This window comes from Aquisediminimonas profunda, assembly GCF_019443285.1.
Classification (GTDB): Bacteria; Pseudomonadota; Alphaproteobacteria; order Sphingomonadales; family Sphingomonadaceae; genus Aquisediminimonas; species Aquisediminimonas profunda.
The window spans coordinates 2,702,390-2,725,904 of sequence record NZ_CP080327.1 but is presented as its reverse complement, the minus strand read 5'-3'; the positions used below and the strand labels follow the sequence as shown (position 1 = coordinate 2,725,904).

At 54.6% G+C, this 23,515-nt stretch carries 22 protein-coding genes; 10 read left to right on the top strand and 12 right to left on the bottom strand.

Translation table 11 applies throughout. The features are described 5' to 3' along the window. Window positions 1–29: 29 nt before the first annotated feature. On the bottom strand, window positions 30–1,283 hold the full coding sequence (locus K0O24_RS13535; RefSeq protein ID WP_219893242.1) for an alpha/beta hydrolase: 1,254 nt from the start codon (window positions 1,281–1,283) through the stop codon (window positions 30–32). A gap of 175 nt (window positions 1,284–1,458) precedes the next feature. Here K0O24_RS13535 and K0O24_RS13530 point away from each other — a divergent pair, with 175 nt between their 5' ends. Next, a complete protein-coding gene (locus K0O24_RS13530) occupies window positions 1,459–2,202 on the top strand; it encodes an HAD-IIB family hydrolase (RefSeq protein WP_219893241.1) in 744 nt (247 codons plus the stop codon). Window positions 2,203–2,245: 43 nt separating this feature from the next. On the opposite strand, the gene K0O24_RS13525 is transcribed toward K0O24_RS13530, so the two are convergent. Then, window positions 2,246–5,929 (bottom strand): chemotaxis protein CheB, encoded by a 3,684-nt coding sequence (locus K0O24_RS13525; protein ID WP_219893240.1) that lies wholly within the window; start codon window positions 5,927–5,929, stop codon window positions 2,246–2,248. Window positions 5,930–6,104: 175 nt separating this feature from the next. On the opposite strand from K0O24_RS13525, the gene dps reads away from it, so the two are divergent. Genes dps through K0O24_RS13510 form a run of 3 tightly spaced genes read left to right on the top strand, consistent with a single transcriptional unit; the run spans window position 6,105 to window position 7,623 of the window. Further along, window positions 6,105–6,692 carry a DNA starvation/stationary phase protection protein Dps gene (gene dps / locus K0O24_RS13520; RefSeq protein ID WP_281421741.1) on the top strand — a complete coding sequence of 196 codons (588 nt, stop codon included), beginning with the start codon at window positions 6,105–6,107 and terminating at the stop codon, window positions 6,690–6,692. Window positions 6,693–6,706: 14 nt separating this feature from the next. Further along, the gene (locus tag K0O24_RS13515) at window positions 6,707–7,072 is read left to right on the top strand and encodes a response regulator (RefSeq protein ID WP_219893238.1); all 366 of its coding nucleotides are present in this window, start codon (window positions 6,707–6,709) and stop codon (window positions 7,070–7,072) included. Then, entirely contained in the window at window positions 7,069–7,623 is a 555-nt protein-coding gene (locus tag K0O24_RS13510) for an NADPH-dependent FMN reductase (RefSeq protein WP_219893237.1), read from the top strand. The genes K0O24_RS13515 and K0O24_RS13510 overlap by 4 nt, the downstream gene beginning before the upstream one ends. A 361-nt stretch (window positions 7,624–7,984) precedes the next feature. Here K0O24_RS13510 and K0O24_RS13505 read toward each other — a convergent pair whose 3' ends face one another. The 4 genes from K0O24_RS13505 to K0O24_RS13490 all read right to left on the bottom strand — a co-directional run bounded on the left by K0O24_RS13505 (window position 7,985) and on the right by K0O24_RS13490 (window position 13,370). Continuing rightward, window positions 7,985–9,268, bottom strand: a complete 1,284-nt coding sequence (locus K0O24_RS13505) for a glycoside hydrolase family 130 protein (RefSeq protein ID WP_219893236.1) — start codon at window positions 9,266–9,268, stop codon at window positions 7,985–7,987. Window positions 9,269–9,289: 21 nt separating this feature from the next. Further along, the gene (locus K0O24_RS13500; protein WP_246611015.1) at window positions 9,290–11,557 is read right to left on the bottom strand and encodes a glycosyltransferase family 4 protein; all 2,268 of its coding nucleotides are present in this window, start codon (window positions 11,555–11,557) and stop codon (window positions 9,290–9,292) included. 120 nt (window positions 11,558–11,677) lie between these two features. Beyond that, on the bottom strand, window positions 11,678–11,986 hold the full coding sequence (locus K0O24_RS13495) for a PRC-barrel domain-containing protein (RefSeq protein ID WP_219895642.1): 309 nt from the start codon (window positions 11,984–11,986) through the stop codon (window positions 11,678–11,680). 214 nt (window positions 11,987–12,200) lie between these two features. After that, a complete protein-coding gene (locus K0O24_RS13490; RefSeq protein WP_343211244.1) occupies window positions 12,201–13,370 on the bottom strand; it encodes a PhyR family response regulator anti-anti-sigma factor in 1,170 nt (389 codons plus the stop codon). Window positions 13,371–13,454: 84 nt separating this feature from the next. On the opposite strand from K0O24_RS13490, the gene K0O24_RS13485 reads away from it, so the two are divergent. The 3 genes from K0O24_RS13485 to K0O24_RS13475 all read left to right on the top strand — a co-directional run bounded on the left by K0O24_RS13485 (window position 13,455) and on the right by K0O24_RS13475 (window position 15,945). Then, entirely contained in the window at window positions 13,455–13,628 is a 174-nt protein-coding gene (locus K0O24_RS13485; protein WP_219893235.1) for a NepR family anti-sigma factor, read from the top strand. Then, window positions 13,628–14,260, top strand: a complete 633-nt coding sequence (locus K0O24_RS13480) for a sigma-70 family RNA polymerase sigma factor (RefSeq protein ID WP_219893234.1) — start codon at window positions 13,628–13,630, stop codon at window positions 14,258–14,260. The genes K0O24_RS13485 and K0O24_RS13480 overlap by 1 nt, the downstream gene beginning before the upstream one ends. 443 nt (window positions 14,261–14,703) lie before the next feature. Next, window positions 14,704–15,945, top strand: a complete 1,242-nt coding sequence (locus tag K0O24_RS13475; RefSeq protein WP_219893233.1) for a sensor histidine kinase — start codon at window positions 14,704–14,706, stop codon at window positions 15,943–15,945. 71 nt (window positions 15,946–16,016) lie between these two features. Here K0O24_RS13475 and K0O24_RS13470 read toward each other — a convergent pair whose 3' ends face one another. From K0O24_RS13470 to K0O24_RS13445, 6 genes are all read right to left on the bottom strand, one after another. Further along, window positions 16,017–16,226 carry a hypothetical protein gene (locus K0O24_RS13470; protein WP_219893232.1) on the bottom strand — a complete coding sequence of 70 codons (210 nt, stop codon included), beginning with the start codon at window positions 16,224–16,226 and terminating at the stop codon, window positions 16,017–16,019. Between the two features lie 25 nt (window positions 16,227–16,251). Next, a complete protein-coding gene (locus K0O24_RS13465) occupies window positions 16,252–16,824 on the bottom strand; it encodes a hypothetical protein (RefSeq protein ID WP_219893231.1) in 573 nt (190 codons plus the stop codon). Between the two features lie 198 nt (window positions 16,825–17,022). Then, window positions 17,023–17,325, bottom strand: a complete 303-nt coding sequence (locus K0O24_RS13460) for a hypothetical protein (RefSeq protein ID WP_219893230.1) — start codon at window positions 17,323–17,325, stop codon at window positions 17,023–17,025. Window positions 17,326–17,380: 55 nt separating this feature from the next. Then, the gene (locus tag K0O24_RS13455) at window positions 17,381–17,650 is read right to left on the bottom strand and encodes a GlsB/YeaQ/YmgE family stress response membrane protein (protein ID WP_219893229.1); all 270 of its coding nucleotides are present in this window, start codon (window positions 17,648–17,650) and stop codon (window positions 17,381–17,383) included. A gap of 15 nt (window positions 17,651–17,665) precedes the next feature. Then, entirely contained in the window at window positions 17,666–18,334 is a 669-nt protein-coding gene (locus K0O24_RS13450; protein WP_219893228.1) for a superoxide dismutase, read from the bottom strand. A gap of 39 nt (window positions 18,335–18,373) precedes the next feature. Further along, complete coding sequence (locus tag K0O24_RS13445) at window positions 18,374–18,556, bottom strand: CsbD family protein (protein ID WP_219895640.1); 183 nt, start codon at window positions 18,554–18,556, stop codon at window positions 18,374–18,376. A gap of 974 nt (window positions 18,557–19,530) precedes the next feature. Here K0O24_RS13445 and K0O24_RS13440 point away from each other — a divergent pair. Genes K0O24_RS13440 through K0O24_RS13430 form a run of 3 tightly spaced genes read left to right on the top strand, consistent with a single transcriptional unit; the run spans window position 19,531 to window position 23,473 of the window. After that, the gene (locus tag K0O24_RS13440) at window positions 19,531–20,091 is read left to right on the top strand and encodes an RNA polymerase sigma factor (protein WP_246611014.1); all 561 of its coding nucleotides are present in this window, start codon (window positions 19,531–19,533) and stop codon (window positions 20,089–20,091) included. Between the two features lie 36 nt (window positions 20,092–20,127). Next, window positions 20,128–21,081, top strand: a complete 954-nt coding sequence (locus K0O24_RS13435) for a FecR family protein (protein ID WP_219893227.1) — start codon at window positions 20,128–20,130, stop codon at window positions 21,079–21,081. After that, window positions 21,068–23,473 carry a TonB-dependent receptor gene (locus K0O24_RS13430; protein WP_219893226.1) on the top strand — a complete coding sequence of 802 codons (2,406 nt, stop codon included), beginning with the start codon at window positions 21,068–21,070 and terminating at the stop codon, window positions 23,471–23,473. Before K0O24_RS13435 ends, K0O24_RS13430 begins: the two co-directional genes overlap by 14 nt. The last annotated feature ends 42 nt before the right edge of the window (window positions 23,474–23,515 follow it).

Sequence of the window (23,515 nt, the reverse complement as noted above, 5' to 3'; positions counted from 1 at the left end):
CTTTGTACCGGGCTCGCCTGAATAACCCCTCAGTTTGCCAAAGGTTCCATCGGTCGTTGCGCCGCCACCTTGCCGATACCGATATTATGCAGCATTTCGAGAAAAACGGGGTGCGCGGCATATTCCTTGAACCCGTGAAAGCTTTGAGGCTTTTCCAAAAGATATTCGCGCAAGATCGGGTAGCTCTCGCCTTTCAGTCCGCGCCCAATATTTGGGCTGTAGCCCAAGCCTGTCGGGTTGAAGGCGTGCGACGAGAAAATGAATTTTCCGAGTACGGGATCGTCTGTATTCACGGTATAGTCAAAACTCTTCACCTGGCCCCCGAGTGGACGGAGCTTGGTGCACACAAAATCTTTTGACCTCCTTGGCTGTTGCGAGCTGTCGCAGAAATCTATGCGATCGATAGCAGGTGCCAGCATCAGAACGTGGATATTGTTCGACTGATCGTCCAAAGGCTTTGGTGCAAGAATTGAGTGGTAGGATCTGCCCCAGTTTCGCGCTGCCCGGTTGAGTCTCGCAAAAAACCCGGATTCATAGACAGGATTGCCGAGTGCGCTCATGACCACGGACGCTCCGCGACTGTGCGCAATAATGTAAACCTCTCGACCGGAGATCTGCGACAATACAGCGCGCAAGCCACGAGACCCGACCAGCTGACTGTCGTTTGCGACCTTGAACCAAATCTTTAACGCGCCTGCACCCTTGCCGATGAGGCCGTCCCAATAAAAGCGAATGATGCCGTCGCCTGGCTTCAAATCCAATTCCGCCTCGATCATTGAGTAGGGGATGGTCGTTTCGGCAACCGATGTGTTGTAGCCGTGCACAAGGATGAAAATTCTCTTATGGTGGTTTGAGAATGCGCGCAGCTCGTTCAGTTGTCGCACCTCATCTCGCTCAATGAGGGACCTAAATTTTGGGCTTTGCTCCGATTGGGCCAGCAAGTTTCCGGCGCGCCATCTTCCTTCTCCTGGCCGTTTCTTGTCAAATTTGGGATGGAAGTAGGATTGCCAACCGGACGGATAGAGAGTGCCGTTAGTATCTGAAAAGACCTCTGCTGTATCTGAAGCCGCATCAGGGATGATGAATCGGTTCGACAGCGGAAAGGAATGACCGGCGCAACCGGTCAGGAGTGTAGCGCCCAGAATTGCAACAATCTTTGACCGCGTGGTCGTCACGCGGAAGGGCAGAATAATGGCTGCCTCCGTTTTGTGATTGCCAGCCGATCCGCAGCCAATCTTGCGCGCCCATATCGCGGGGCGTGCCTCGGGGAGGGTATTGTGCATTTGTTATTTGCCCCATTTCGCCCGCATAATGGGGGCAGACACATAACCAGGCAGCAGATGAAATGTTCCCATGCCAGCGGCTCCAATATTCGCTGATTGCAACCATTCAAGGTCGGAACCAAGCGAGAGATGGATCGTTATCTGTTTTGCGCAGAAACCTGGAGCATCCCTCAACATGAAGAGTCTTGTTGTCTTTGACCTCGACGGCACACTGGCGACGAGCAAGCAGGCTATCGATCGAGAAATGGCCGACCTGTTTTGTGCATTGCTCCAGATCCTCCCGATCGCGGTCATTTCGGGCGGGGATTGGCCTCAGTTCGAACGGCAGCTGCTTGAACACTTGCCGTCGCGCTGCGGAAATCCAGACCTTTTTCTTCTGCCGACGTCGGGCACCAAATTCTATCGCTTCGATGGCGTCTGGTCTCAAGTATATGCCGATAATTTCTCCAGCGATGAACGGCTGCGCGTCATGGATGCGCTTGGTGTTGCTACGGCCGAAGCAGGGCTTGCCGCCGAGAATGTTTGGGGAGATCAGGTTGAGGACAGGGGAAGTCAGATCACCTTTTCGGGCCTTGGCCAGGAAGCAAAGCCCGAATTGAAGGCACTTTGGGATGCTGACCTGCAAAAGCGAAACAAGCTGAAATCGCTGCTCGCTGTGCGACTGCCCGATTTCGCCATACGCATCGGGGGCTCCACCTCGGTGGACATAACCAAGCCCGGCATCGACAAGGCATATGGCATTCGCAAGCTGGCGACCATCAGCAACATAGGCATGGCAGATATGCTATTTGTGGGTGATGCGCTCTATCCTGGTGGGAATGACGCTCCGGTGCGCGATGCGGGCGTGGCGACTATAGCCATTCGCGACATTGCCGATACCAAGCGGGTGATCGAAACAATTATCAAGTTCAGTAGCTAAATCGCCTTGAAGTTCTTCCAAGACAAATTTGCATCGGATGTCGTCATACTGCTTGATCCACTTGCATGCTTGTTGAGGCCGAAGGCAAGGCAAGCAGTCGCCTGATCGTCTGCAAGAGGATTTTGGGTTTGACGGGCTTGTTTAGCTTTTCACAATCATGATCTGAAATATCGCGCAGTGCTGCCAGAGAAATATCGCCCGTGAGAATGACAACGGGAATGGGACGTCCGATCTCCCTGCGCAATTGATCCGTCACCTCGATACCGTTCATGCCGCCGGGAAGGTTGTAGTCTGACAGGATGAGGTCCGGATGTGCCGCGGTCTGCTTTGCAAGCTGAAATGCTTCGGCACCGTCCTGTGCCCACAAAACATCATAGCCATCGTCCTTTAGCATGGCGACCAATAATTCGCGAACTTCCGGATCATCTTCTATGATCAAGAGCCGGCCACCAGATTGGCCAGCAGGAGCATTTTCATGCTTGAGTGCGGCGGCAACTTGCTGGCGCGCAACCGGCACATCAACCGCAAAAACCGAACCCTTTGCAGCTATTGATCGCACGTGAACCTTGTGACCAAGCAAATTTCCCAAACGCCTGACAATCGACAGGCCAAGCCCAAGTCCTCTGCTGCGTTCGCGAGCCTGATTGCCAACTTGATGATACTCTTCAAAGATTGCATCGAGGTCATGACGAGCGATACCGACGCCACTATCCCAGATTTCGATGCTCAGATGCCCTTTCCGGCGACGACACCCAATCAGGATTTTGCCGCGCACAGTATATTTGATCGCGTTCGCAATCAGATTGCGAAGAATCTGTTCCAGCAGGCGAGGGTCACTCGTGATTGAAAGGCTGCAGTCTACAAGCCTGAGGGACAGTCCCTTTGAATCTGCGAGATAGGAAAATTCGTCGCGCAGCCTTTCGAGGATTTGGCCGACCGGAAAGATAGAAAGCTTTGCGCGAACCGTGCCGGCCTCAATCTGGTTGATGTCAAGCAAGGCGTTGAGCATATCAGTCATCGCGCCAAGCGTGTCATCGATACGGCTGACCAACATTTTTTCCCGATCTCCCTCAACCGTCTTGGCGAGCAGACCTTGCAGCAGCGAAAGCGTCTGGAGCGGCTGACGCAAATCATGGCTGGCGGCAGCTAAAAAGCGTGATTTTGCGATATTGGCACGATCGGCCTGCTGTCGGGCATCTGCCATCACCTGGCGTGTTTGCTTGCGTTCGCTCACGTCTGTGAACGTGATGACAACACCTTCCACTTTCTCATTGTCGGCGCGGTATGGAAGAATTCGCCGCAAGAAAAATAGCCCGGCCGTCGTTTCAATCTCGCGATCAATGGGCTCATGCTTTCTGAGCACGGCACGCGCATCCTCTGACAGCCGTTCATCGGCTGAAAGCGAGCGCAGATCTGCCAGAGGGCGGCCGATGTCGGTCGGAATAAGTTTGAAAAGTGCTGTTGTTGCGGGGGTAAAGAAGCGAATATTGAGTTCTGCGTCCAGAAACAGTGTTGCGACGTCCGTGCTGTAGAGGACATTCTGCAAATCGTTTGCTGTCACTCGTTGTCTGTCGAGCGTTTCCTGCAGTTGGCTGTTCAGCGCGGTCAGTTCTTCATTCAAGGATTGCAGTTCCTCCTTGGACGTCAGCAATTCCTCATTTGTCGATTGAAATTCCTCGTTGACGGAAAGCGCTTCCTCATTGACTGCCCGCTGCTCCTCAGCTGCCATCTCAAGGCTATGAATTGCGCCCTGTAACTCGGTGCGTGTGGTCTCAAGTTCATGCTCAAGCTCTGCCACGCGCGCCGCGCTTTTGGGTGATCCTGGGCGCAAGGATTTCGCCACCGCAGTGGATACGTCGACAAAGCATATAAGCAACAGGGCCTCGCCGTCGTTCTCGACTGGTTTGACATGAATATCGAACGAAACCGAATTGCCAGTCTGTTCTCGCCATCCTCCCGATGATATGACCGGCCCTTCCGCAGTTATCGCCCTTTGAATTGCCGATCGCAGTTTTGTCCGCAACGCAGGTGCGGCCATCGCCAGGATATTATGACTCGGGTGCCCAGGTGCAACGCGCAAGTAGTTCTCGGTTGGTCCCGTTGAAAACAGGAGCTCGTGCTTCCGATTGATCAGCACCGCGGCCGGACAATGCCACTCAAAGACGAGCCTTTGCTCGAGCTCTGCAAGCTTGCTCTGATTTGGTAATGGGCTTGAGCCGGTCTGGATTGTTTCGCGAGGCCCATCAGCCTGGCCGGGCTGAAAGTGGACTTCGCCAGGCTTGCTAAGGCGAATATGTCGATAAAGGCGCTCTGCCTTTGCAATCACTTCGAAACGATTCTGATTGCTGCCAATCGTCTCGGCTGCTCCGAGCAGAAGAATGCCGTTCTTACGCAAGGCAAAGTGGAACAGCCCAATAATCTTGGCCTGTGCTTCCGCACCCAGATAAATCAGCATGTTGCGGCATGAAATGAGATCGAGCTTGGAAAAAGGCGGATCGACAAGCACATCTTGCACCGTAAAGACTACAGCGGAGCGCAGTTCTGCTGAAACGCGGTAACCTTGATCTTCCCGCACAAAAAAACGGGCTAGTCGTTCTTCGCTAATCTGTGCCGAAATTGAATCTGGATAAAAGCCTTCTCGCGCGATTACGACCGCGTCAGCATCGACGTCGGAGGCAAAAATCTGCAATTTGATTTCCCGTTTGCACTCCAATGCAGCTTCGCGGAACAGCATAGCGAAAGAATAGGCTTCTTCGCCTGTACTGCATCCGGGGATCCAGATACGCAGAGGGTGCTCTTTGGCTTGATCGCGGATCATGTCAGGCACGATCTTGGTCGCGAGCATTTCAAATACCGCTTCGTCACGGAAGAATTGCGTGACGTTGATCAGCAAGTCCTTGGCGAGAAGATCGACCTCTATTGGGTCGCTCCGGAGCCTGTCGAGATAGTGTCGCATTGAACCGATAGCGGCAAGGCCCATGCGTCTTTCAATGCGACGTTGGAGCGTGCCCGTCTTGTAGAGTCTGAAGTCGTGACTGGTCAATGTGCGCAAGAGCTCTATGATTTCTGGAAGGCAGGATTGCGCTGGCAATGGAGCTTGAATCGATCTTGATGTCGTCTGCACCGGATCAACCAACGCAGCAGCGATCTTCGTAACCGGCAGAACCAGGTCTACGGCTTGGGCCGCAATTGCCGCTTCAGGCATTCCGGCATATTCTGCCTCATCGGGATCCTGGGCGACAACCAAGCCGCCCGCATCGTGAAGCGCCTTGAGCCCCAAAGCCCCGTCAGCTCCTGTGCCTGACAGGATGACGCCTATAGTCTGCCTAGCACAGTTTTCGGCCAGGGATTGGAGCAGAAAGTCGAAGGGCATGCGAGCACCGTGTCGAGCATTCGGTTCCGATAAACGGAGCGCACCATTGCTAACAGACAGATAGCTTCCCGGGGGTATGACATAGAGATGATCTGGCGCGATTATCATCCCCTCTCGCGCCTGTTCCACCGCCATAGAAGTGTGGCCAGACAGGAGGTCGGCCATCATGCTTTCATGATGTGGATCAAGGTGCTGGATGAGGATGAACGCCATTCCCGTTCTTACCGGCAACGCGCTGATCAGCTTCGTGCAGGCATCGAGCCCACCGGCTGATGCGCCTATGGCAACAATGGTGAAGCCGACGACGGACGGGCCGCGCGGGGCCTTCTTTTGCTTCGGCCATCTTTCAGCCACGATGCATTGTCCTTTGATTTCCGGTTCCTGCAGGACCACAAACCCCGACTTCGCATCATTTTCATGCGCTGGTGAGCGGACTGGCTGATTAGGGGCGCTTTGGCGAGGCAAGTCAATCGCAGAAGGGGATGGGAACGATATGCCTCCTGAATAGTTTCCCAGTCTCAATGCCGCGATTTTTGATCAGACACGGTCAAAATCGGCCGCAACCGGAGCATACGCAATGCAAAAGACACGCAACACTCTTTCCGAGCAGATCCGGATCCAGTCGGTCGAACTTCTGAACAAGCATCTTGCGTCGGCCATTGATCTCCATGCCCAGATGAAGCAGGCCCATTGGAATGTACGGGGTCCGGGGTTTATCGCGATTCATGAACTTTTTGATCGTGTTTCGAGCGAGGTTGAGAGCTATTCTGACCTGATTGCAGAGCGTGCCGGCGGGTTGGGCGGGACTGCAGATGGAACAATCCAGGTCGCCGTCGAGCACTCATTTCTTGTCGCCTACCCGCTCGGCATTGCTGATGAGCTGCAACATTTGGCGGCCGTATCGGGGGCACTCGCGGGATTTGGAGAGTCTGTGCGAGAGGCAATTGACCAAGCTGCCGATAGTGGCGATGCCACAACAGCAGACTTGTTCACGGAGATTTCGCGTGGAATCGACCAACAACTGTGGTTTGTTGAATCCCACCTCGCGCCTAAGGCAGCGAACGCAAAGCCAAGCAATGACGAGAGAGCGGTTTTTTCGGTTCCAGCCACAAATTGAGATGAAAGGGTTACATGGCGCGAATCCTTGTCATTGAAGATGAAGCGATCCTTGGCTTGCTTTTGTCGGAAGTGCTTGCCGGAATGGGTCATATAGTCTGCGGAGTCGTGCCAACCGAGGATGCCGCAGTTGCTGCTGCTGCATTGCATCAACCGGATTTGCTTATCGTTGATGCCGGCTTGCTCGTCGGGACCGGTATCTCGGCCGTTGATAAAATCCTTGCAGCGCGTTTTGTGCCGCATGTTTTCACTAGCGGAAACGCTCTCGCGGTCAGGTTGCTCAAGCCAGACGCCATCATCCTTGAAAAGCCTTTTCACGAAAGCGAACTGGCTGAAGCGATTGCGCTCGCGCTTTGCCAAACAGGGGACGTGCCGGCGTGAGCGATTTCAATATATTGGGCATTTCGGGTAGTTTGCGTAAAGCATCCTACAACAGCGCATCCCTGCGCGCTGCTCAAAGCCTGTCCCCTGGAAACACGAGGATTTCGATCGCAGACATATCGGCCATCCCTGGTTATAATGACGATGTCAGGGAGCAGGGCTTTCCACAAAGCGCAATGCGTCTCGCGGAACAGATTTCTGCAGCAGACGCCGTACTCGTGTCGACACCTGAATATAATTATTCGATCCCTGGTGCCCTGAAGAATGCCATTGATTGGGTATCCAAAGCTCCCGACCAACCATTCCGTCACAAGTCGATCGCAATAATGGGAGCGAGCGTAGGGGCTATCGGTACCTCTCGTGCGCAACATGATTTGCGCAAGGTGTTCGTTTCGCTTGACGCTCATGTTCTCAATCAGCCCGAGATTGTCATCGTTGCAGCCCACACTCGCTTTGACGCAAGTGGGCTTTTGATTGACGAAGCGACGAGGAAACTGATCAGCATCCAAATCTTGGCACTCAAGGAGTGGGCACTCAAGTTGCGGCATTAATGACAAGGTGGCGAATGAACTGATTTGAGGACCTGTTCGCCAGAAACACCATATCATGAAACATTGTGCCTCCGCGCGCGTTTACACTGCAGCACATTCTATCCCCGCGTTGACGAGAATTCGTTCAACTCTTGGACGGTTGCCATTGGGCTTGCTTTCGCTCCTCCCCCGGAGAACGCTAGTCCATAAGCAGTCAAAATGGCGGTCGGTCCAAAAGTTTTTTTAACTCACTTGGGACAGCAGCCGACCGCCATTTTACCCATTTGCGGGATTCCATCATATTTGCTGTTAATGGGAGTCAGAATGTCCGCCGCGAGCAATCACTTGCTCACTCAAACTTGCGGGGAAACCGACCGCTATATCAAACCATCTGCGCAAGAATTTCGTCTATTGCTATAAAGGCAAAGCAAACCGAACTGTCTGCGACACCGTAGGGCATGAACAGATCGTCGCCCACGCGAATGGCGCCGCACGTATAAACCACATTCGGAACGTAGCCCTCTCTGTCCTCATCTGCTGCGGATAGGATGGGGCTCGCCGTGCGGCCTATAACCTTGGATGGATCGTCCTTGTCGAGCAGCGCGGCACCAATCGCATATTTGCGCATGGCACCAACGCCATGGGTAAGTACGAGCCAGCCGGCATCAAGTTCGATCGGTGCGCCACAGTTTCCGATCTGGACCAGTTCCCAGGGAAAGCGGGGCTCGAGCAGCAATGTGCCGCCGTCCCAATGATCCACCGTATCTGAGCGGAGAAGATACAGATTCTTCCCGTCCTGCCGACCAATCATGAGAAACTGGCCGTCAACTTTCCTGGGGAAAAGTGCCATGCCCTTGTTGCGACCGGCTCCGCCCTTGATCGGCGTCAGTGTGAAATCCCGGAAATCGCGGGTCTGCATAAGTTCGGAGCGAATGTCCCGGCCACTATAAGCAGTATAGGTGCCGATCCATTCGCGTTTGCCAGTCTCCTGGCCAAATTCTACCAGGCGCAAATCTTCAAGACCATTGCGCTGTGCCTCCGTCATCGGGAAAATTACAGTGCCGGAAATGCTGCTTTCACGGTGGCGATAAAGGGAAACCGAGCCATCGTCTGTCGTTCCCTTTGCCTTGCCCAGCATGGCAGCGGTGGCAAAGGGTGGCTCCGGCAACAGGCTGATCTGGCGCCCCGAGGAAACAATGCCCTCTCTAAAGGCTATGGTCGAGATATGCCCTTCGCCGACCGCACGCAGCGAAAGCAGAATGCGAACACTGTCGGTTTGCAGTCCGGTTTGATCGGGATGGCGCACCACGCTTGGATTCATGAGCGCAGCGGCGGCATAGCTGTATTCATGGCAGAAATAGGCGCCAATCAGGCGCTTGGTCTGACGCCTCAGGCTTTGCCCATCAAGCGCCAAAGCCGTTTCAATCTGGGTATAACGGTCATCAAAGACGCGCTCGATCTGCCAATGTCGATCTGCAAAATCGTTGAGCACCATGCTCAACTCTGCCCTGACAGTGCGAGCATCGAGGTCCGTGATGTCGCTCACAAGCTTGCGCACGCGCTCGATGTCCGGTCCGGATGCTTGCCACGCGAGATGAAAGGGCCGTACCACGACGCGGCTCGGATCTGCATGCAGGCGTAATTCGTGTTGGGCGAGTTCGACCACGCGGTTCCACTTTCAGCTCAATTAGGTCTTGGCTTCGAAGTCTTTGATGGAGCAACTTGCCAAGTGAAAGGCGAGGACCGATTCTGCGCCTTCGTTGAAATTGAGCCCTCGGGGGTTAATGCCGTCATTACACGAGCCTGTCAGGAGATCGGCAACTGCAACTCCGCGATCATTTGCACCGGAGAACCAGGCATATGCCCTCTTGGCGTGATCCAACCAAACTGGATCATGGGTTGCATCAAAGGCAGCACGTGCGCCGTCGATTGCTGCCCAGGCTTCGACAGGTTGCTGATCAAACGGACGGGGCAGGGCATATTCATTGCCGAAGCTGTCTGAACCAATCGGACGAAAACATCCGGATGGACTGGTTTGAAGACTCATGATCCAACCCAGTGTTTCCAAACCGCATTGAATGAACTCCGGCCGTTCCAGCCGCAGGCCCGCGCGGAGCATGGCCTCGGGCAGCCTGCAATTGTCATACGCGAGGACACTTTCAAACCAGGGCCAGTCTTTTCGCCTGGTTTCCAAAAGACGCGAATGGATGAAAGTCCCACTTTTGGCCAACATGTTGCGCGCACCGTCAACATCCTGATCCGATGCCAGTACATAATCCGTGCCCAACATCGCGAATGCGAGAGCGCGCAGGGATTGAAAGTTGCAGGCGCTAGGCGACGATCGATCATAAAGCTTCCGGGCCCAGCGGCGCAATTGGGGATTTCGGCCTTCGAGCGTTGTCGCGCCAAGTGCCCAAAGCGTGCGGCCGCAACTATCCTCCGAACCAGCGGCTTCGAGCCAGTTCCGTCGGTACCCCATGAAGTTTCGGAATTCGCCTGACTCTTCATTCCAGGCGCTTTCAATAAAAGCGGCAAAGATCGACGTTAGGCGCTCTCTTTGTGCCGTTTCCTTGCAATCCATTCTATTCATCAACATCAACGCCCGAGCATTGTCATCCACGCAATAGCCATTGGCGCGGTCAGGCACCGAAAAGATTGAGTGCTGTATGATACCCGTATCGTCGCATATGCGCAGCAAACCATCCAAAGCTTGCGCAGCAATGTGGACACCTGATGCATCATCCAAGGAATCAACCCGAACGGCATCAATCACTTCAAGGCAGCGTGCCGCGAAACTCGGCCAGATCATGTCCCGGCCCTTATTATATGCGCGGACCTGAAGGGCCTTCAACAGATCCGGATTATCAAGCAGCGCATCAATTGCTGCAGCCAATGCGGGACTATTGTTGAACTCCACAAGTACACCGTGATCGTCGGCCAAAAGTTCGACCGCATGAGCATAGGGCGTCGAAACAATCGCTTTGCCAAGCGCCAGCGCATAGGAAAGGGTGCCCGATGTCGCCTGATTGGCTCCCAGATATGGTGTAAGATAAATGTCTGCGGCCTCAATCCAGTTCAAAAGCGTGTCTGCTTCGAGGAATTCATCGACCCATTGGATGTGGCTCTCTACTCCGAGTTCCGATGCAAGGCTTTGCAATCGCTGTCGGTACGCTTCTCCTTCAGTTGCCAGCAGGTTGGGGTGAGTTGCACCAACAATGCAATAGATCACATTCGGATGCCGAGCAGCAATCTCAGGCAGTGCTGCGACAGCCACTTCAATCCCTTTGCCAGGCGACAACAGCCCGAAGGTCATCAAAACCTGTCGACCTTCCAAGCCAAACTTGCGCTTGAAATGTTCGGCTCGTCCAAAGGGACGATCAGGCACGCCGTGGGGGATCAGCACGATTTGGTTGGTATCTGCGCCAAACACGCTTCCTAGCAACAGAGCGGCGCGATCTGACATGACAACCAGTTTTGACGCCTGCGCGACAATGCGCAGCATCACACGTAATTGATCCGGGTCCGGATCTGGCATGACTGTGTGGAGAGTGACGATCAGCGGAGCGGCGACCCGGTCAAGGAGTTCGAGGATCTTGTCGCCAGCACGTCCACCAAAAAGTCCGAACTCGTGTTGCAGCCATATGACGTCGGCGCAACTGGTCTCAATCTCGGTTGCTGCGGCAATGAAGCTAGCAGGGTCATTCTCGACAATCGTGCCGCACACTGGCGCTCCAAAACCGATATCATTCGTGAGCGGCGCCATGGCGTAGACATCGATTACTGCGGTCGGAAATGCCGCCTTTATTGAGGCATATGTGTCGGTGGTGAATGTCGCGATGCCGCATCTTCGAGGGCTGAAGCCCCCAATCAGGGCAATCCGCGGCAATTCCCCTTCGCGGCTGGCCAAGGGTTCCTTCAATGTTGCTGCGCCCCCTTCAAACATGAAAGCATCCATCAGCAATCTCATTTGAATGTTATCCGGGGCGGAGGAATATGGGACGGAAATGCGCCCCGGCCGGGGGGGCAGCCGGGGCGCGCTGGCAGGGGCAGGAGGCGCCAGCATTTCTATCTTCATCTAAGCAACGCCATAATGGCTGCTGATCATCGTGCCGAAGGCGGCGTCGTAAACGGGCTCATTGCCTCGATCATGCTTTGGAGCATTGGCCAGGCTGTCTTTGTCGATATCAACTACAAAGCCGTGACGCGCGACAACGTATTTGAGCTTCTTCCAAGGAAGCGGGTAATGGTCTTCGCCCATCCCGAGAAAGCCGCCAAAGGACATTACGGCATATTCGACCTGACCACTGTGCTTGTTGACCATGAAGTTCAGGATCTTTCCGACCCTTTGTCCCTCAATGTCATAGACGGAGGTGCCTTCCACCATATCCGACGCAATGAGCGATGAAGTCTCCACATAGTCAGGTTCTTGGTTCGCCACGAAATGTCTCCTTTGACAATGTGAATGGTTAACCAAGACTCGTTCACGAAGTTCCTTGGCCCTATCGATATTCTGGCAATTTAAGTTGGGAGTTGCCCAATCATGCGGCTACAAATGCTAGCCGCCTCTTACGCCGCAATTCCCTACGTGCATGATCGGCTCAGGAATTTTTTCCTTGCTCGACAATTGAGGTCAGTGCGGTCTTCACTTTTTCTGCTTCCTTGGCCAGCCGTCCTTCGCGCTTCGCGCTTATTGGGTCTGAAGCACTCATGCCCTCGGATTCTGCATTGAGCTGCCCGTCCATATCTGAATCCCAATCAGTCAGCAGCGCGACCTTGTCAGCAGCCGCCAGCCCCGGCTCATCCAGGAGAGCCTGAGGAGTATCAAAATGCTTGCGCGGGTCGGGCGCATCACCCTCCATGACCCGTATCGAGGGCGCCGATTTTGCTACGCGTTCGCGATGGACGAGGAGGGCTTGACCAATCGTCGCAATGACAGTTTCGGGCTCGAACGGCTTGGTGATGAGATAGGTCGGCTCCGGTCGACCGCCTGTCAGCAGTCGCTCTGGAAATGCAGTTATAAAGATAACGGGGACATTCATCGCACTCAGTATGTCCCTAACGGCGTCGATTCCGCTCGAACCATCTGCCAGGCTGATATCGGCAAGCACGAGTTCCGGTAAAGTCTTCTCCGCAAGAGCAACCGCTTCAGTGCGCGTGCGCGCGATACCGGATACGTTGTGACCCAACCCCTCAACAATTGATCGGATATGGAGCGCAATAATCGCTTCGTCCTCGATTATCATTACCGAAGCTTTGAGGCCATCCGCAATGGATTTACGAGCCGTGTCTATGCCGTGTGTAACAGTGTCGATGCTGCATTGGAGAATGCTGGCGGCTTCCGCGATGTCGAAACCTTCAACAGCGGTCAATAACAACGCCTGGCGGCTCAGAATCGGCAGGCTGGAGACCGGCCCGGCTCCAATATTTGCATTGGCGGGCATTGGCCTAGATTCAGGTTGCCAAAGTTGGTGGAAAACCCGGTACAGTTCGAAACGAGCGGGCTTGCGGTCATTGAAGGCCTCGGGCGCATCAAGTAAGGCTTCCAGCACTTCTCGCACGGCGGCATCACCAAGAGCTTGGGAGCCGGTAAACGCGCGCGCGTAGCGACGCAAGAAGGGAAGCTCAGGCCCGACTACTTCTTTGAGTGACATTTTTGCTCCTCTTCGAGACAGGGAATACTGCTCAGATCGACTTTTGTTCCGGCGCGTGGAACTTTTTTCCAGTTGATCGAGTTTAACGCAGCACGGCTGGCAGGTTTGCCATTTCAAGTGAGGAATTCGGTGACAAACCTGCATACATCACCCAATGTGTTTGGCCAGCATCCAAAAAACCCTTTGGTGGAGCATAAAGCGATGGCGAAGCCGAAAAGGCCCGGCAATCATGGCGAGGAAATGGACAGCGATCCAATCGCTGCAGCGCTCAGGCAAATGCATGATGTTGTGGCGAGTGAGGATCTCCCTGAGGATTTTCTGCGGCTACTTGACGAGATCGATACCAAGATTGCCTCTAAAAATGCTGCGCATTGATGGGCGGGCTGGAAACCAAAGATCCTGACAAACTGTTCCGAGACCAGCTTGTCGCGCTCTTGCCATCGCTGCGCGCCTTTTCTCGCGGGTTGTGTGGGCATCGCGAAATGGCAGATGACCTGGCTCAAGATACGGTGATGCGGGCATGGGCGGCACGCGAGAGTTATTTGCAGGGGTCGAATTTCCGCGCTTGGATGTTCATGATCATGCGCAACCAGTTTTATACGACCATCCGCAAGAACGCTCGTATGACATCCCTCGATCCGGAGGTCGCGGAACGGGTTCTTGTCGTTGCGCCTGCTCAACAAAATGGCCTCAATGTCGAAGATGTGGCCAAAGCGCTGCAAAAGCTGCCAGCAGAGCAACGTGAAGTCCTGCTGCTGATTGGCGCAAACGGGCTATCATACGAAGAGGCAGCTGAAGTGACCGGCTGTGCAATGGGAACCATCAAGAGCCGCCTCGCCAGGGGGCGCACAGCGCTGGCTGCGCTGATCGACGGTCCAGATGATGATTCCCTATTTTCTGAGCCAAAGCCAAAGTCAAAGAAGGGGGAGGGGCAGGATGCAGCTCAAGTCTTCAATGAAGTTCTTCGCGAGCCGCCGGATAAGAAGTTAGCGGTGGGTGGTCGTTGACGGGCAGGAGAAGAAATCCGACGCGACCGCGGACGCTGCGCAACGGTTTGGTGTTGGTCGTTGTAGCTGCGGTCCTTCCTGTCGGAATTCTGAGTGTCGTGCAGGCGTTGTCGGCTCTTAGCTATTCTCGCACACTTATCACTTCTCGCCTCGTGACCAATGCATTGCTGACGGTGGAGCGTGGTCACGATCCCATTGTTGTGGGTAAACAGGTATTATTGAGACTCAGCGAAAATGAGGACGTCCGCAATGGCGGGGAAGGTTGCAGCGCTGCCCTCAAGTTGGCGTTGGCCAATACCCCTGGAGCTCTCAATCTGTCGCGAATTGACCAGGCGGGGAGGGTCAGATGCTCCGCCTTGGCCTTTGACCGCTCCTTATCCATCGCAAATACAGCGTGGTGGCAGCATGCCATCGCAGCTGGGAAATATTCGCTAAGCGCGGTCGTGACTGGACCGATTACCAAGAAGCGCATTCTTGCAGGCCTCCTGCCAATTCTGAAAGATACTGGCGCAAATGACGGTGCGATAATGGTTGCGATAGATGCATCGTGGCTTGAGCGATCATTGTCTCAATCTCAAATGTCCGAAGATGCGGCTGTCGCGATCATCGACCGCAACGGAAATGTGGTCCTGTCACGAGAATCACGGCCGCTGCCAAAATTTGATGTCGTGGCAGGCAATGCTCATGTGACGGATGCGATCGCCAGCAATGGGGTCGGGTGGATGTATGCGGTCGCGCCGCTCATTGATAGAGAATTGTACGTTGCTTATGCCGAGCCGAAAGAAGAGTTGATGGCGACGGCCCTGAAGCAGGAGCAAATTGGTCTCATTCTGCCCATTGCTGCCTTGCTTCTCGCAATGCTCTCAATTTGGGTCGGCACCACTCGATTGGTTCTTCGCTGGCTTGAATCCGTGCGTGCGCTTGCTGCGGAATTCGCAAAGGGAAATTTCTCGGATGAACGCAACAAGTTTGCGAAAGCTCCGCGCGAAATTGGTCTGCTCGTCCGCGATCTCCACAACATGGCAAATGCCATTGAAGCGCGGGATAGCGAGCTCAAAATGGCGCTCGACGTAAAGACTGCCATGACTCAGGACATACACCATAGGGTCAAGAACAACCTCCAGATCGTCAGCAGTTTGCTCAATCTCCAAACCGAAAAAATGTCTGATCCCGCCGCGCGGGAAGCCTTGAATCAAACTCGGGCCCGGATCGGGGCATTGGCGCAGATACACCGGTTGCTGTATGAAGATGGACACGACAGCGACCAGGAAAATGTCGACATTGCCAAGTTGCTCCATGCGCTATGCATACAACTTCGCGCCCTGCATGGCCGTGAGAGGGGCGTCATTCTCTCCTGCGAAGTGGAACCGCAGATGATTCCGATCAATCATGCTGTGCCCCTCACGCTGCTCGCGGTTGAGGCGGTCACCAACGCATTTCGGCACGGTTTTCCTCAGGGCCAGCCAGGGCAGGTAATGGTCCATTTCGATGTCAAAGACGGTCAGGCGACGCTGTGGGTCAAGGACGACGGGGTCGGCTTTCAATCAACACAGGCGCCCTCTTCGATGGGGCAACAACTTATGGAAGCTTTTGCCCAACAATTGGGGGGTACATTGCATATCCTCAGTTCGGTCGGAACCGGAACTAACGTTACTTTGGTCTATCCATTGCCGCAAAGGGATTAGTTCAACCCTGCCGAACACAGAAATAGCCGCGCATGCCATAAGCGACACGCGCGGCCGGTTCTTGCGACGATTCAGGCTGTTGGCTTTTTCGCCGCTTTTGTTGCCTTCATGGGCTCTGCATCGTTTCGAAGCGAGTTCCCTATTGCAGCTGCCGCTGCTCCCACAACAATCCCCATTGCTGCGGCGCCGGCAATTTTTTCATTCGCGGAGATCTTGTCCAATCTTTCCGTCGCGGCTTTCTTGATTGCGGAGAACTGATCTTTAGCGGATTTGGCTTTCATGATGACTCTTCCTTTGAAATTGAGATTAATTGCACCGCACGCCGTCACGTCCGATCGAACGGCCGATCAATGCGCCACCAGTGCCTCCGAGGATCGCTCCAAGTGTCTTTGAACCATTTGGGGCAATGGCTCGGCCAAGAAGGCCGCCGCCAATTGCTCCGATGATGAGGCCGGTTGTACCGTCGTTGCGGCGGCAATAAAATTGGCCGTTTGAACCTCGATAGATACGATCCTGCTCAGTCAGCCGGCGATCCGTGTAATATCGACCATCGCGATAATATCGGTCGGCCTGATAACTTCCGTAACGAGGATCGTAGCGGTTATAATCATAACGATTGTAATCTTGCCAAGCAGCCCGTTGGCGCTCCCCGCGATGTCGACCGCGATCCCAATGCCTTTGATCGCGGCGATCAGCATAGACATGATCATTATTTCGATCACGCTGTTGCTCACCGAAGCGATCTCTGCGTTCTTGATTATTTCCGCGCCCTTCATCGTTGTGCTGCTTGTCCGACCTGTCGTGGCCCTTTTCAGCGACTGCTGGTAACGAAGGGATGGCCACTGCACCCAGCAGCAGGCAAAGAACAATCTTCTTCATACTCAGTCTCCTTTGTGCAGGTAAAACCGCCGAGAGCTGACATCGGGCCCATGGACCCGGGAATAATTATCGGCCGCAGTCACTTGCAGTATCATCGCATTCGGGCCCGAGCGGGACAGGCGCGAGGGCAAATTTGCCCAATCTCGGGGCGTTCAAAATGGCCTGAACCATCCCTAAGGAGAGTTCAGGCCAATTGTGTCATTTGTCTTTTGCTGCGTCGCGGACAGCATCTGCCCTGTTCTCTATTGTATCCGCTCTGTTGTCCGCTGTGTCCCGCACATGATCTGCGCGGTTGTCTTCTGTCTCCTGTGCAGCATCGCCGCCGTCTTCGACCTTGTCAGCAACATTGTCGCCTAAGTCTCGGACAGCATCGGCTTTGTCTTCCATAGAATCAGCTGTGTTATCCGCTGCCTTTTCGGCTGGGCTGTTGCAGCCGGTAACCAGCAGGCCAAGGGCCAAAACGGCGCTTGCTATTGAGGCATTTCTACCTGTCTTGTTCATTGTGAATTCCCTTGTGAGATGCGCACGATTGCATTGGCCGTGTGCGGCGCCAAAGTTAGCGAATTGAGCCCCGCCGAACCAGGTTCACAATTGCCAACAAAACAACCGCTCCCAGAAAGGACACAAAAAGCGATTTAATGTCGAATGCTCCGGTTGTAATTGGCGCGCCGCCGAGGAAGGGCGTTAGCAGGAACCCAGCAAGCATTGCGCCGATCACGCCAACGACAACATTCAGGAACATCCCCTGCTGCCCGTCCGTGCGCATGACAATTGAGGCGAGCCATCCAAGGATGCCGCCGACGATAAGCATGATGATCAAATTCACGTGTTTTCTCCTACTTCAGTTTGCGTGGATAACGAACGGGGCCTCTACGGGTCCCAGTCCGGTCGGCGCCTCTTCATTCATTTGCGATGCTGCGGCCGCCAGATTGGCATTGGCAAAATCCCAGTTTGCGAGATTGTCCAAAAAGGCACTCACAAAGTCGGCACGCATATTCTTGTAATCCAGATAATATGCATGTTCCCAAAGGTCGCAGCACAGGAGGGCTGTTCGACCGTGCACCAATGGCAAGTCTGCGTCGTGGGTCGCCACAATTCCAATGGCGCCATCTGTCGCAACCAACCAGACCCACCCCGATCCGAAATGCTTGACGGCCGCAGCGCGGAACGCTTCAGCGAAGGCGCTCGTGTCTCCAAAATCCTTCTCGATCATGACTTTCAGATCGTCGGTCGGTGGCCCGCCTCCTCCTGGCCGCATCGATTGCCAGTAAAAATCGTGGTTCCAGCACTGTGCGGCATTGTTGAAGACGGTCTGACGGGCAGCAAGGCCGTTCGACTGCATAATGACCTCTTCCAGAGGTAGATCGGCCATTGCATCACCTTCAAGCAGAAGGTTCAGCGCATCGACATAAGATTTGTGATGTTTGCCGTGATGCAGTGACAAGGTTTCAGCCGAAATGTGCGGCTCCAATGCGTCATTGGTATAAGGCAAATTGGCTAGTTTGAACATTTGGAAAGCTCCAGAACGACGGGGCAAAAGGTAAGACCCTCAGATACGATCGCCTGTTTTGCCTTTGACTTTGCCCAAAGCTTTTTGAGCCTTGCCTTTGACTTCCTGCACGAGTCCCTTTGCCATCAATGTTGGGTTATCGGTGCTCTTGCCCGCGGAAAACTTGGACCGGCCGATTACGTCGTTGGCAGAACCCTTCATCTTGTCCACAAATTCGCCCATCACACTATTCCTTCAGGAATGCCGAACTGTTTCGACTTGACGGGAAACCCACTGCGGTCCTTTTTGATCCATCCTGACTGAAATTTTGCTGGAGGTGGCTCCTGTGCCGATCTGGCGTCATGGCACATCCAGGCGGTCCAAAGCAGCGTCCGGTAAAGTTTGCACCGCCAACAAGATCGCGGCTCCGGCGTTAAGAGAAGGGTCGCGCGAGCCTCATGACTTGCCTTTTGTGCCGACCACAGAAGAACTGCCGTAACCCAGGTTCGCGACCATCATTTCTAGCTACATCAATCTTCTGGCGGCCATGAATGAATTTATTCAGGCTACCGAAAATTATCATGAGGCGGATCTTATTGTTTTGGTCGGGTTGGCCGCATTCTTGTTTCGCCATGGTAAGGCACGAATTCGCTCAACGCGATTGCGCCTCGTTCGTTCAGATTCGGATCAAGCAAGCGAACTATTTCGCCGTCGCAAAGGCTAGATGAACTTGTGCGCGACATTAGTACGGAGTCGTTTGAAAGGGCCTCAGCGCCCCATCGCGGCTGATTGACGTAGAATAAACGATGCGAGACTTCATAGATAACAGCCTTGCGAGCTACGACATGACTCGAACGAATTTGTCGCAAGCTGATACAATGCACGGGCTTCCCCGCAATGCGATTGCTGACCAGTCGTGCCAGTTCGGCGTCTGCCGCGATATTGAGCCGGTTCGCGGTGCCTGCGCATCCCGAAGTCAAAAGTAGGGTCAAAATGGCAAAGGTGAGCGACTTCACTAATTACTCTCCTCGCTTTGCATTTGTCGGGGAAGGCCGTTGCCGGCCTTCCCCGCACCCGCCTCTCACGCAAAGGCGGGAAAGCCCTTGGGGGGTAAGGGCCTATGCACTATGATGGAGACAGTCAGCGATACCCGTAACTGTTCTTGTAGATTTTTGGTTTGGTCGAAACGCACTTGCAACGGATGACGTTTCCGCTGCATGGCGCGCCGCCTATGTTCCAAGCCACAAACTGCAAGTGCTGAAATGACTGCGAATGGCCTTGAGGCAGTGTTCCTTTCTAACAGGGACAAGCTGCTGCAGTTCCTGCGCTCGCTCGCCAGAGGTGATGACGCCGAAGATCTATTACAGGAACTTTGGTTGCGGGCTGTGACTGCAGAAACAGGACCGATCGCCAAGCCGCTGTCCTATTTGTATCGAACCGCACATAATCTCGCATTGGAGCGCTACAGGCAGACAGCGCGAGCACAGCGCCGCGATCAGGACTGGAGTGATAGCGTCAGTGAAACCGTTGCCGGAGTTTCTGATGATCCGTCTGCGGAACGGATACTCGTAGCCAGAGAACGGCTTCGTCTTGCTGAAGAAGCGTTGCTGGCACTTGGCGAGCGCACCGCAACTGTCTTCCGGCGATACAGGATTGAGGGGCGCAGCCAGCGAGACATTGCAGCAGAGCTGGGCATCAGTTTGAGCGCGGTCGAGAAGGATCTTCAGAAGGCCTATCAGGCAATGATCGCGTTCCGGAGACAAGATTATGCGGGATGAGTGGCTCCGTGGCATCCTTAGGGAGAGGCCCTGCTGATGAATGAATTTCGTGCGACCATTGAAGAGGAGGCAATCGGATGGATCATCCGCATTCGCGACCCGCAATTCGATGACTGGGAACTGTTCGCTGCTTGGGCGGAGGACCCCGTAAGGGCGCAGACATATGCGGAGATGGCTGCTGCGGATATCGACCTCACAGAGCAACTAACGAGCTCAACTGTCGGTCAAAGACAGGCTGCAAATGACGATGAACCGCAAGGTTTCCAGAGTAAGAGGCGTCTTGTGCTTGGATGGGCTGTTGCTGCTGTGGTTGTCGCAGCAGTAGGCTTTACGGTCAGGCCGTTTGGTCCTTCCACCTATACCGTGGCTACGGTGGCAGGTGAACGCAAGTCGATCAGGCTTGAAGATGGAAGCCGCATTGATGTCAACGGAGGCACGCGGCTAGTTCTTGATCGTCGCGATGCGCGATTTGCTCGCCTTGAGACAGGGGAAGCAAATTTCAGCGTCGTACATGATGCCGGAAACGCTTTCGTTGTCGAAGCTGGCGGCGCAACGTTGATGGACGCCGGCACAGCCTTCAACGTAACCCGCATTGGCAAAGTGACTGAGGTCGCAGTGTCTGAAGGGCTTGTGATTTATAATCCCAAATCGGAGAAGCTGGCGTTGCCCCCCGGCCGGATGGTTCATGTGAGCGACGGACAACAGCCTGTCTTGCGCAGCGTTGATCCCCATTCTGTCGCAAGTTGGCGTGACGGCAGGCTGATCTATGATGGCGCGCCCTTTGCGAAGGTTGCAACAGACTTGTCACGCAATCTTGGCGTTATGATTTCGGTTTCGCCTGAATTGGCCAAACGCCCGATCAGCGCAGTGATCCAGCTCAACGGAAATGACAGCAAAGCCATAAGCGATATTGGAGCGCTCCTCGGCGTCGAGACTCTGCGGGTCGGAAATGGGTGGCGCTTTGTGGTGGAGGGGAATGCCAAACACTAAGCGCTTCATTTGCGCTGCCATCTTCCTGGCATGCGGCACCCCGGCTCTTGCCGAAAACCGCCAACCGGTTGATTTGCCGGCTGGAGGGCTGGGCCCGGCTGTCATTGCGCTGGGTCGGCAAGCAGGTGTCAGTGTCGGCATTTCGGATCCCGAACTGTCGGCACTTCAGGTCAAGCGCGTGCGGGGAAATTTTGGTGTCAAAGAGGCGTTGGATCGATTGCTCAAAGGCACTGGGGCAGCCTATATGAATGTTGGCGGCAATGGCTGGCGTATCATTCGCCGAACGTCAGAGGCTCGAACCGCCCGCGACCATTCTCGTAAGGGAATTGCACTTGCCGCAATAGAGGAAGTCCAGCCTGAAATCATCGTTACGGCGAGCAAGAAGGACACGCCGCTGTCAAAGTATCCGGGGAGCGCGACGATGCTGTCCATGGCTGAAATGCCGATCGGCAGCATTGGCGGATCAACGGCCACTCTGACTTCGCGTGTCGCGGGCATGACATCGACGCATTTGGGATCAGGTCGAAACCGGCTTTTCATTCGGGGTATAGCGGATTCGAGCTTCAACGGGCCGACGCAGGCCGTTGTCGGTCAATATCTTGGCGAAACAAGGCTCAACTATAATGCACCTGATCCGGATCTCAGGCTTTATGACATTTCTTCGATAGAAGTACTCGAAGGCCCGCAGGGGACCCTTTACGGCGCGGGATCGCTTGGCGGCATCTTGCGCCTTCGACCGGCAGAGCCGCAACTGGACGCTCTCCAGGCCACGGCATCGATGTCCGTTGCCCTTACAGCTCATGGCGACCCCAGCGCAGATATCAGTGCAACGCTAAACCTGCCACTTATCGAGGGATCGCTTGCAGTAAGAGCAGTCGGATACGGCATTCGGGATGGAGGCTATATTGACGATACGCTGCGAAATCGATCCGATGTAAACCGGACAGAAATTGCCGGCGGTCGTATTGCTGTGCGAGCAGAACCCGGAGACGGCTGGACGATTGATCTTGGTGGAACGTTCCAGTCGATCGTGTCGCGGGATAGCCAGTACGCCGACCGGAATGCGCCCAGGCTGACCCGTAGCAGCGCAATCGCTGAGGGATCTAGCAATGAGTATGTTTTGGGTCAGTTCATTGCGCGCAAGGAGTGGGACAGCCTTGTCTTTACCTCCGCTACCGGAATCGTTGGTCAGGATATCTCTGAAACTTATGACGCAACGCCGCCGACCGGATTTCCGACTGTCTTTCGTCAGCGCAGCCGTATTTCGCTGATTTCCAGCGAAAATCGCCTCACGCAGACACTAGTCGACGGCTCGAGCTGGATCGTCGGTACCAGCTTGGTTCGGAATCGTTATCGTCTAAATCGCAGGTTTGGCGCTGCCAGTTTCGCGCCCACAATCGCCGGTGTTGCAAATGGCGTAGACGAAGCAACCTTGTTTGGTGAATTTACAAAGGCCGTAACGCCGCGGATCAACGTGACTGCTGGCGGTCGGTTGACTTATGTGAGGCTGTCTGGCGCGGCACTCGATGCTCCAGCCGCTATCATTGCAAGCGTTGCCCTCTTGCAGGGCAGACGCAAAGAAGCCGAGTTTCTTCCATCCTTTTCGGTAACCTATGTTCCGGATGACAGCCTGACTTTTTTTGGAAAGTACCAGGAAAGCTTTCGTCCCGGCGGGATCGTCGTGCGAAATGACCTGATACAGCGATACCAAAATGATCAGGTCTCTTCGTTCGAACTAGGCTTGCGATTTGGCGGGCGCCACAAGACGGGTATGGATGGATCGCTCTCCATGTCGCGCACGCGCTGGCGCAATATTCAGGCTGACTTGATTGATGCCACGGGGCTCCCTGCAACATCAAATATCGGTACCGGTCGCATTTGGTCGATCGATGCAGTCCTCGGTTGGCGGCCGATACAGGGCTTGCGGATTGAGGCGTCTGGCGTTTTCTCGGACAGCAGGCTTACCAATCCGGCGCCGACTCTGCTTTTGCTGCGCAACGGTTCCAGTATTACACCGAAGCCGGGCGTGACCGTGATCGACAGCAATGACCTGCCCAACGTGGCACGTTTTAACGGTCGGCTAAGTGCTGACTATTTTGCAAGTCTGCCGGGCGGGTTTGAATTGAGTCTATCGAGCTGGGTCCGGTATGTCGGCCGGTCCCGGCTCGGCATAGGGCCCGTCCTTGGAGTTCCACAGGGCAATTATCTCGACACCTCTTTGGGCCTGCGATTGAGCCGTGAGCGGTACGGCTTTTTTCTGAACGCGACAAATTTGCTCGATACGATTGGCAATCGTTTTGCACTCGGGTCGCCCTTCACATTGCCCTATATTGGGCAAATTACGCCGCAACGTCCGCGCACCATTCGCGTAGGTATGGACGCCCGCTTTTAGGCGGACAAAAGATTTTCACCGATTTTACGGGTTCGACGCCTC

Coding starts and splice junctions, on each gene's coding strand:
- K0O24_RS13535 (WP_219893242.1), bottom strand. CDS start 1,283: ATGCACAATACCCTCCCCGAGGCACGCCCCGCGATATGGGCGCGCAAG.
- K0O24_RS13530 (WP_219893241.1), top strand. CDS start 1,459: ATGAAGAGTCTTGTTGTCTTTGACCTCGACGGCACACTGGCGACGAGC.
- K0O24_RS13515 (WP_219893238.1), top strand. CDS start 6,707: ATGGCGCGAATCCTTGTCATTGAAGATGAAGCGATCCTTGGCTTGCTT.
- K0O24_RS13500 (WP_246611015.1), bottom strand. CDS start 11,557: ATGGATGCTTTCATGTTTGAAGGGGGCGCAGCAACATTGAAGGAACCC.
- K0O24_RS13495 (WP_219895642.1), bottom strand. CDS start 11,986: ATGGTGGAAGGCACCTCCGTCTATGACATTGAGGGACAAAGGGTCGGA.
- K0O24_RS13485 (WP_219893235.1), top strand. CDS start 13,455: ATGGCGAAGCCGAAAAGGCCCGGCAATCATGGCGAGGAAATGGACAGC.
- K0O24_RS13480 (WP_219893234.1), top strand. CDS start 13,628: ATGGGCGGGCTGGAAACCAAAGATCCTGACAAACTGTTCCGAGACCAG.
- K0O24_RS13470 (WP_219893232.1), bottom strand. CDS start 16,226: ATGAAAGCCAAATCCGCTAAAGATCAGTTCTCCGCAATCAAGAAAGCC.
- K0O24_RS13465 (WP_219893231.1), bottom strand. CDS start 16,824: ATGAAGAAGATTGTTCTTTGCCTGCTGCTGGGTGCAGTGGCCATCCCT.
- K0O24_RS13460 (WP_219893230.1), bottom strand. CDS start 17,325: ATGAACAAGACAGGTAGAAATGCCTCAATAGCAAGCGCCGTTTTGGCC.
- K0O24_RS13450 (WP_219893228.1), bottom strand. CDS start 18,334: ATGTTCAAACTAGCCAATTTGCCTTATACCAATGACGCATTGGAGCCG.
- K0O24_RS13445 (WP_219895640.1), bottom strand. CDS start 18,556: ATGGGCGAATTTGTGGACAAGATGAAGGGTTCTGCCAACGACGTAATC.
- K0O24_RS13440 (WP_246611014.1), top strand. CDS start 19,531: ATGGCGCGCCGCCTATGTTCCAAGCCACAAACTGCAAGTGCTGAAATG.
- K0O24_RS13435 (WP_219893227.1), top strand. CDS start 20,128: ATGAATGAATTTCGTGCGACCATTGAAGAGGAGGCAATCGGATGGATC.
- K0O24_RS13430 (WP_219893226.1), top strand. CDS start 21,068: ATGCCAAACACTAAGCGCTTCATTTGCGCTGCCATCTTCCTGGCATGC.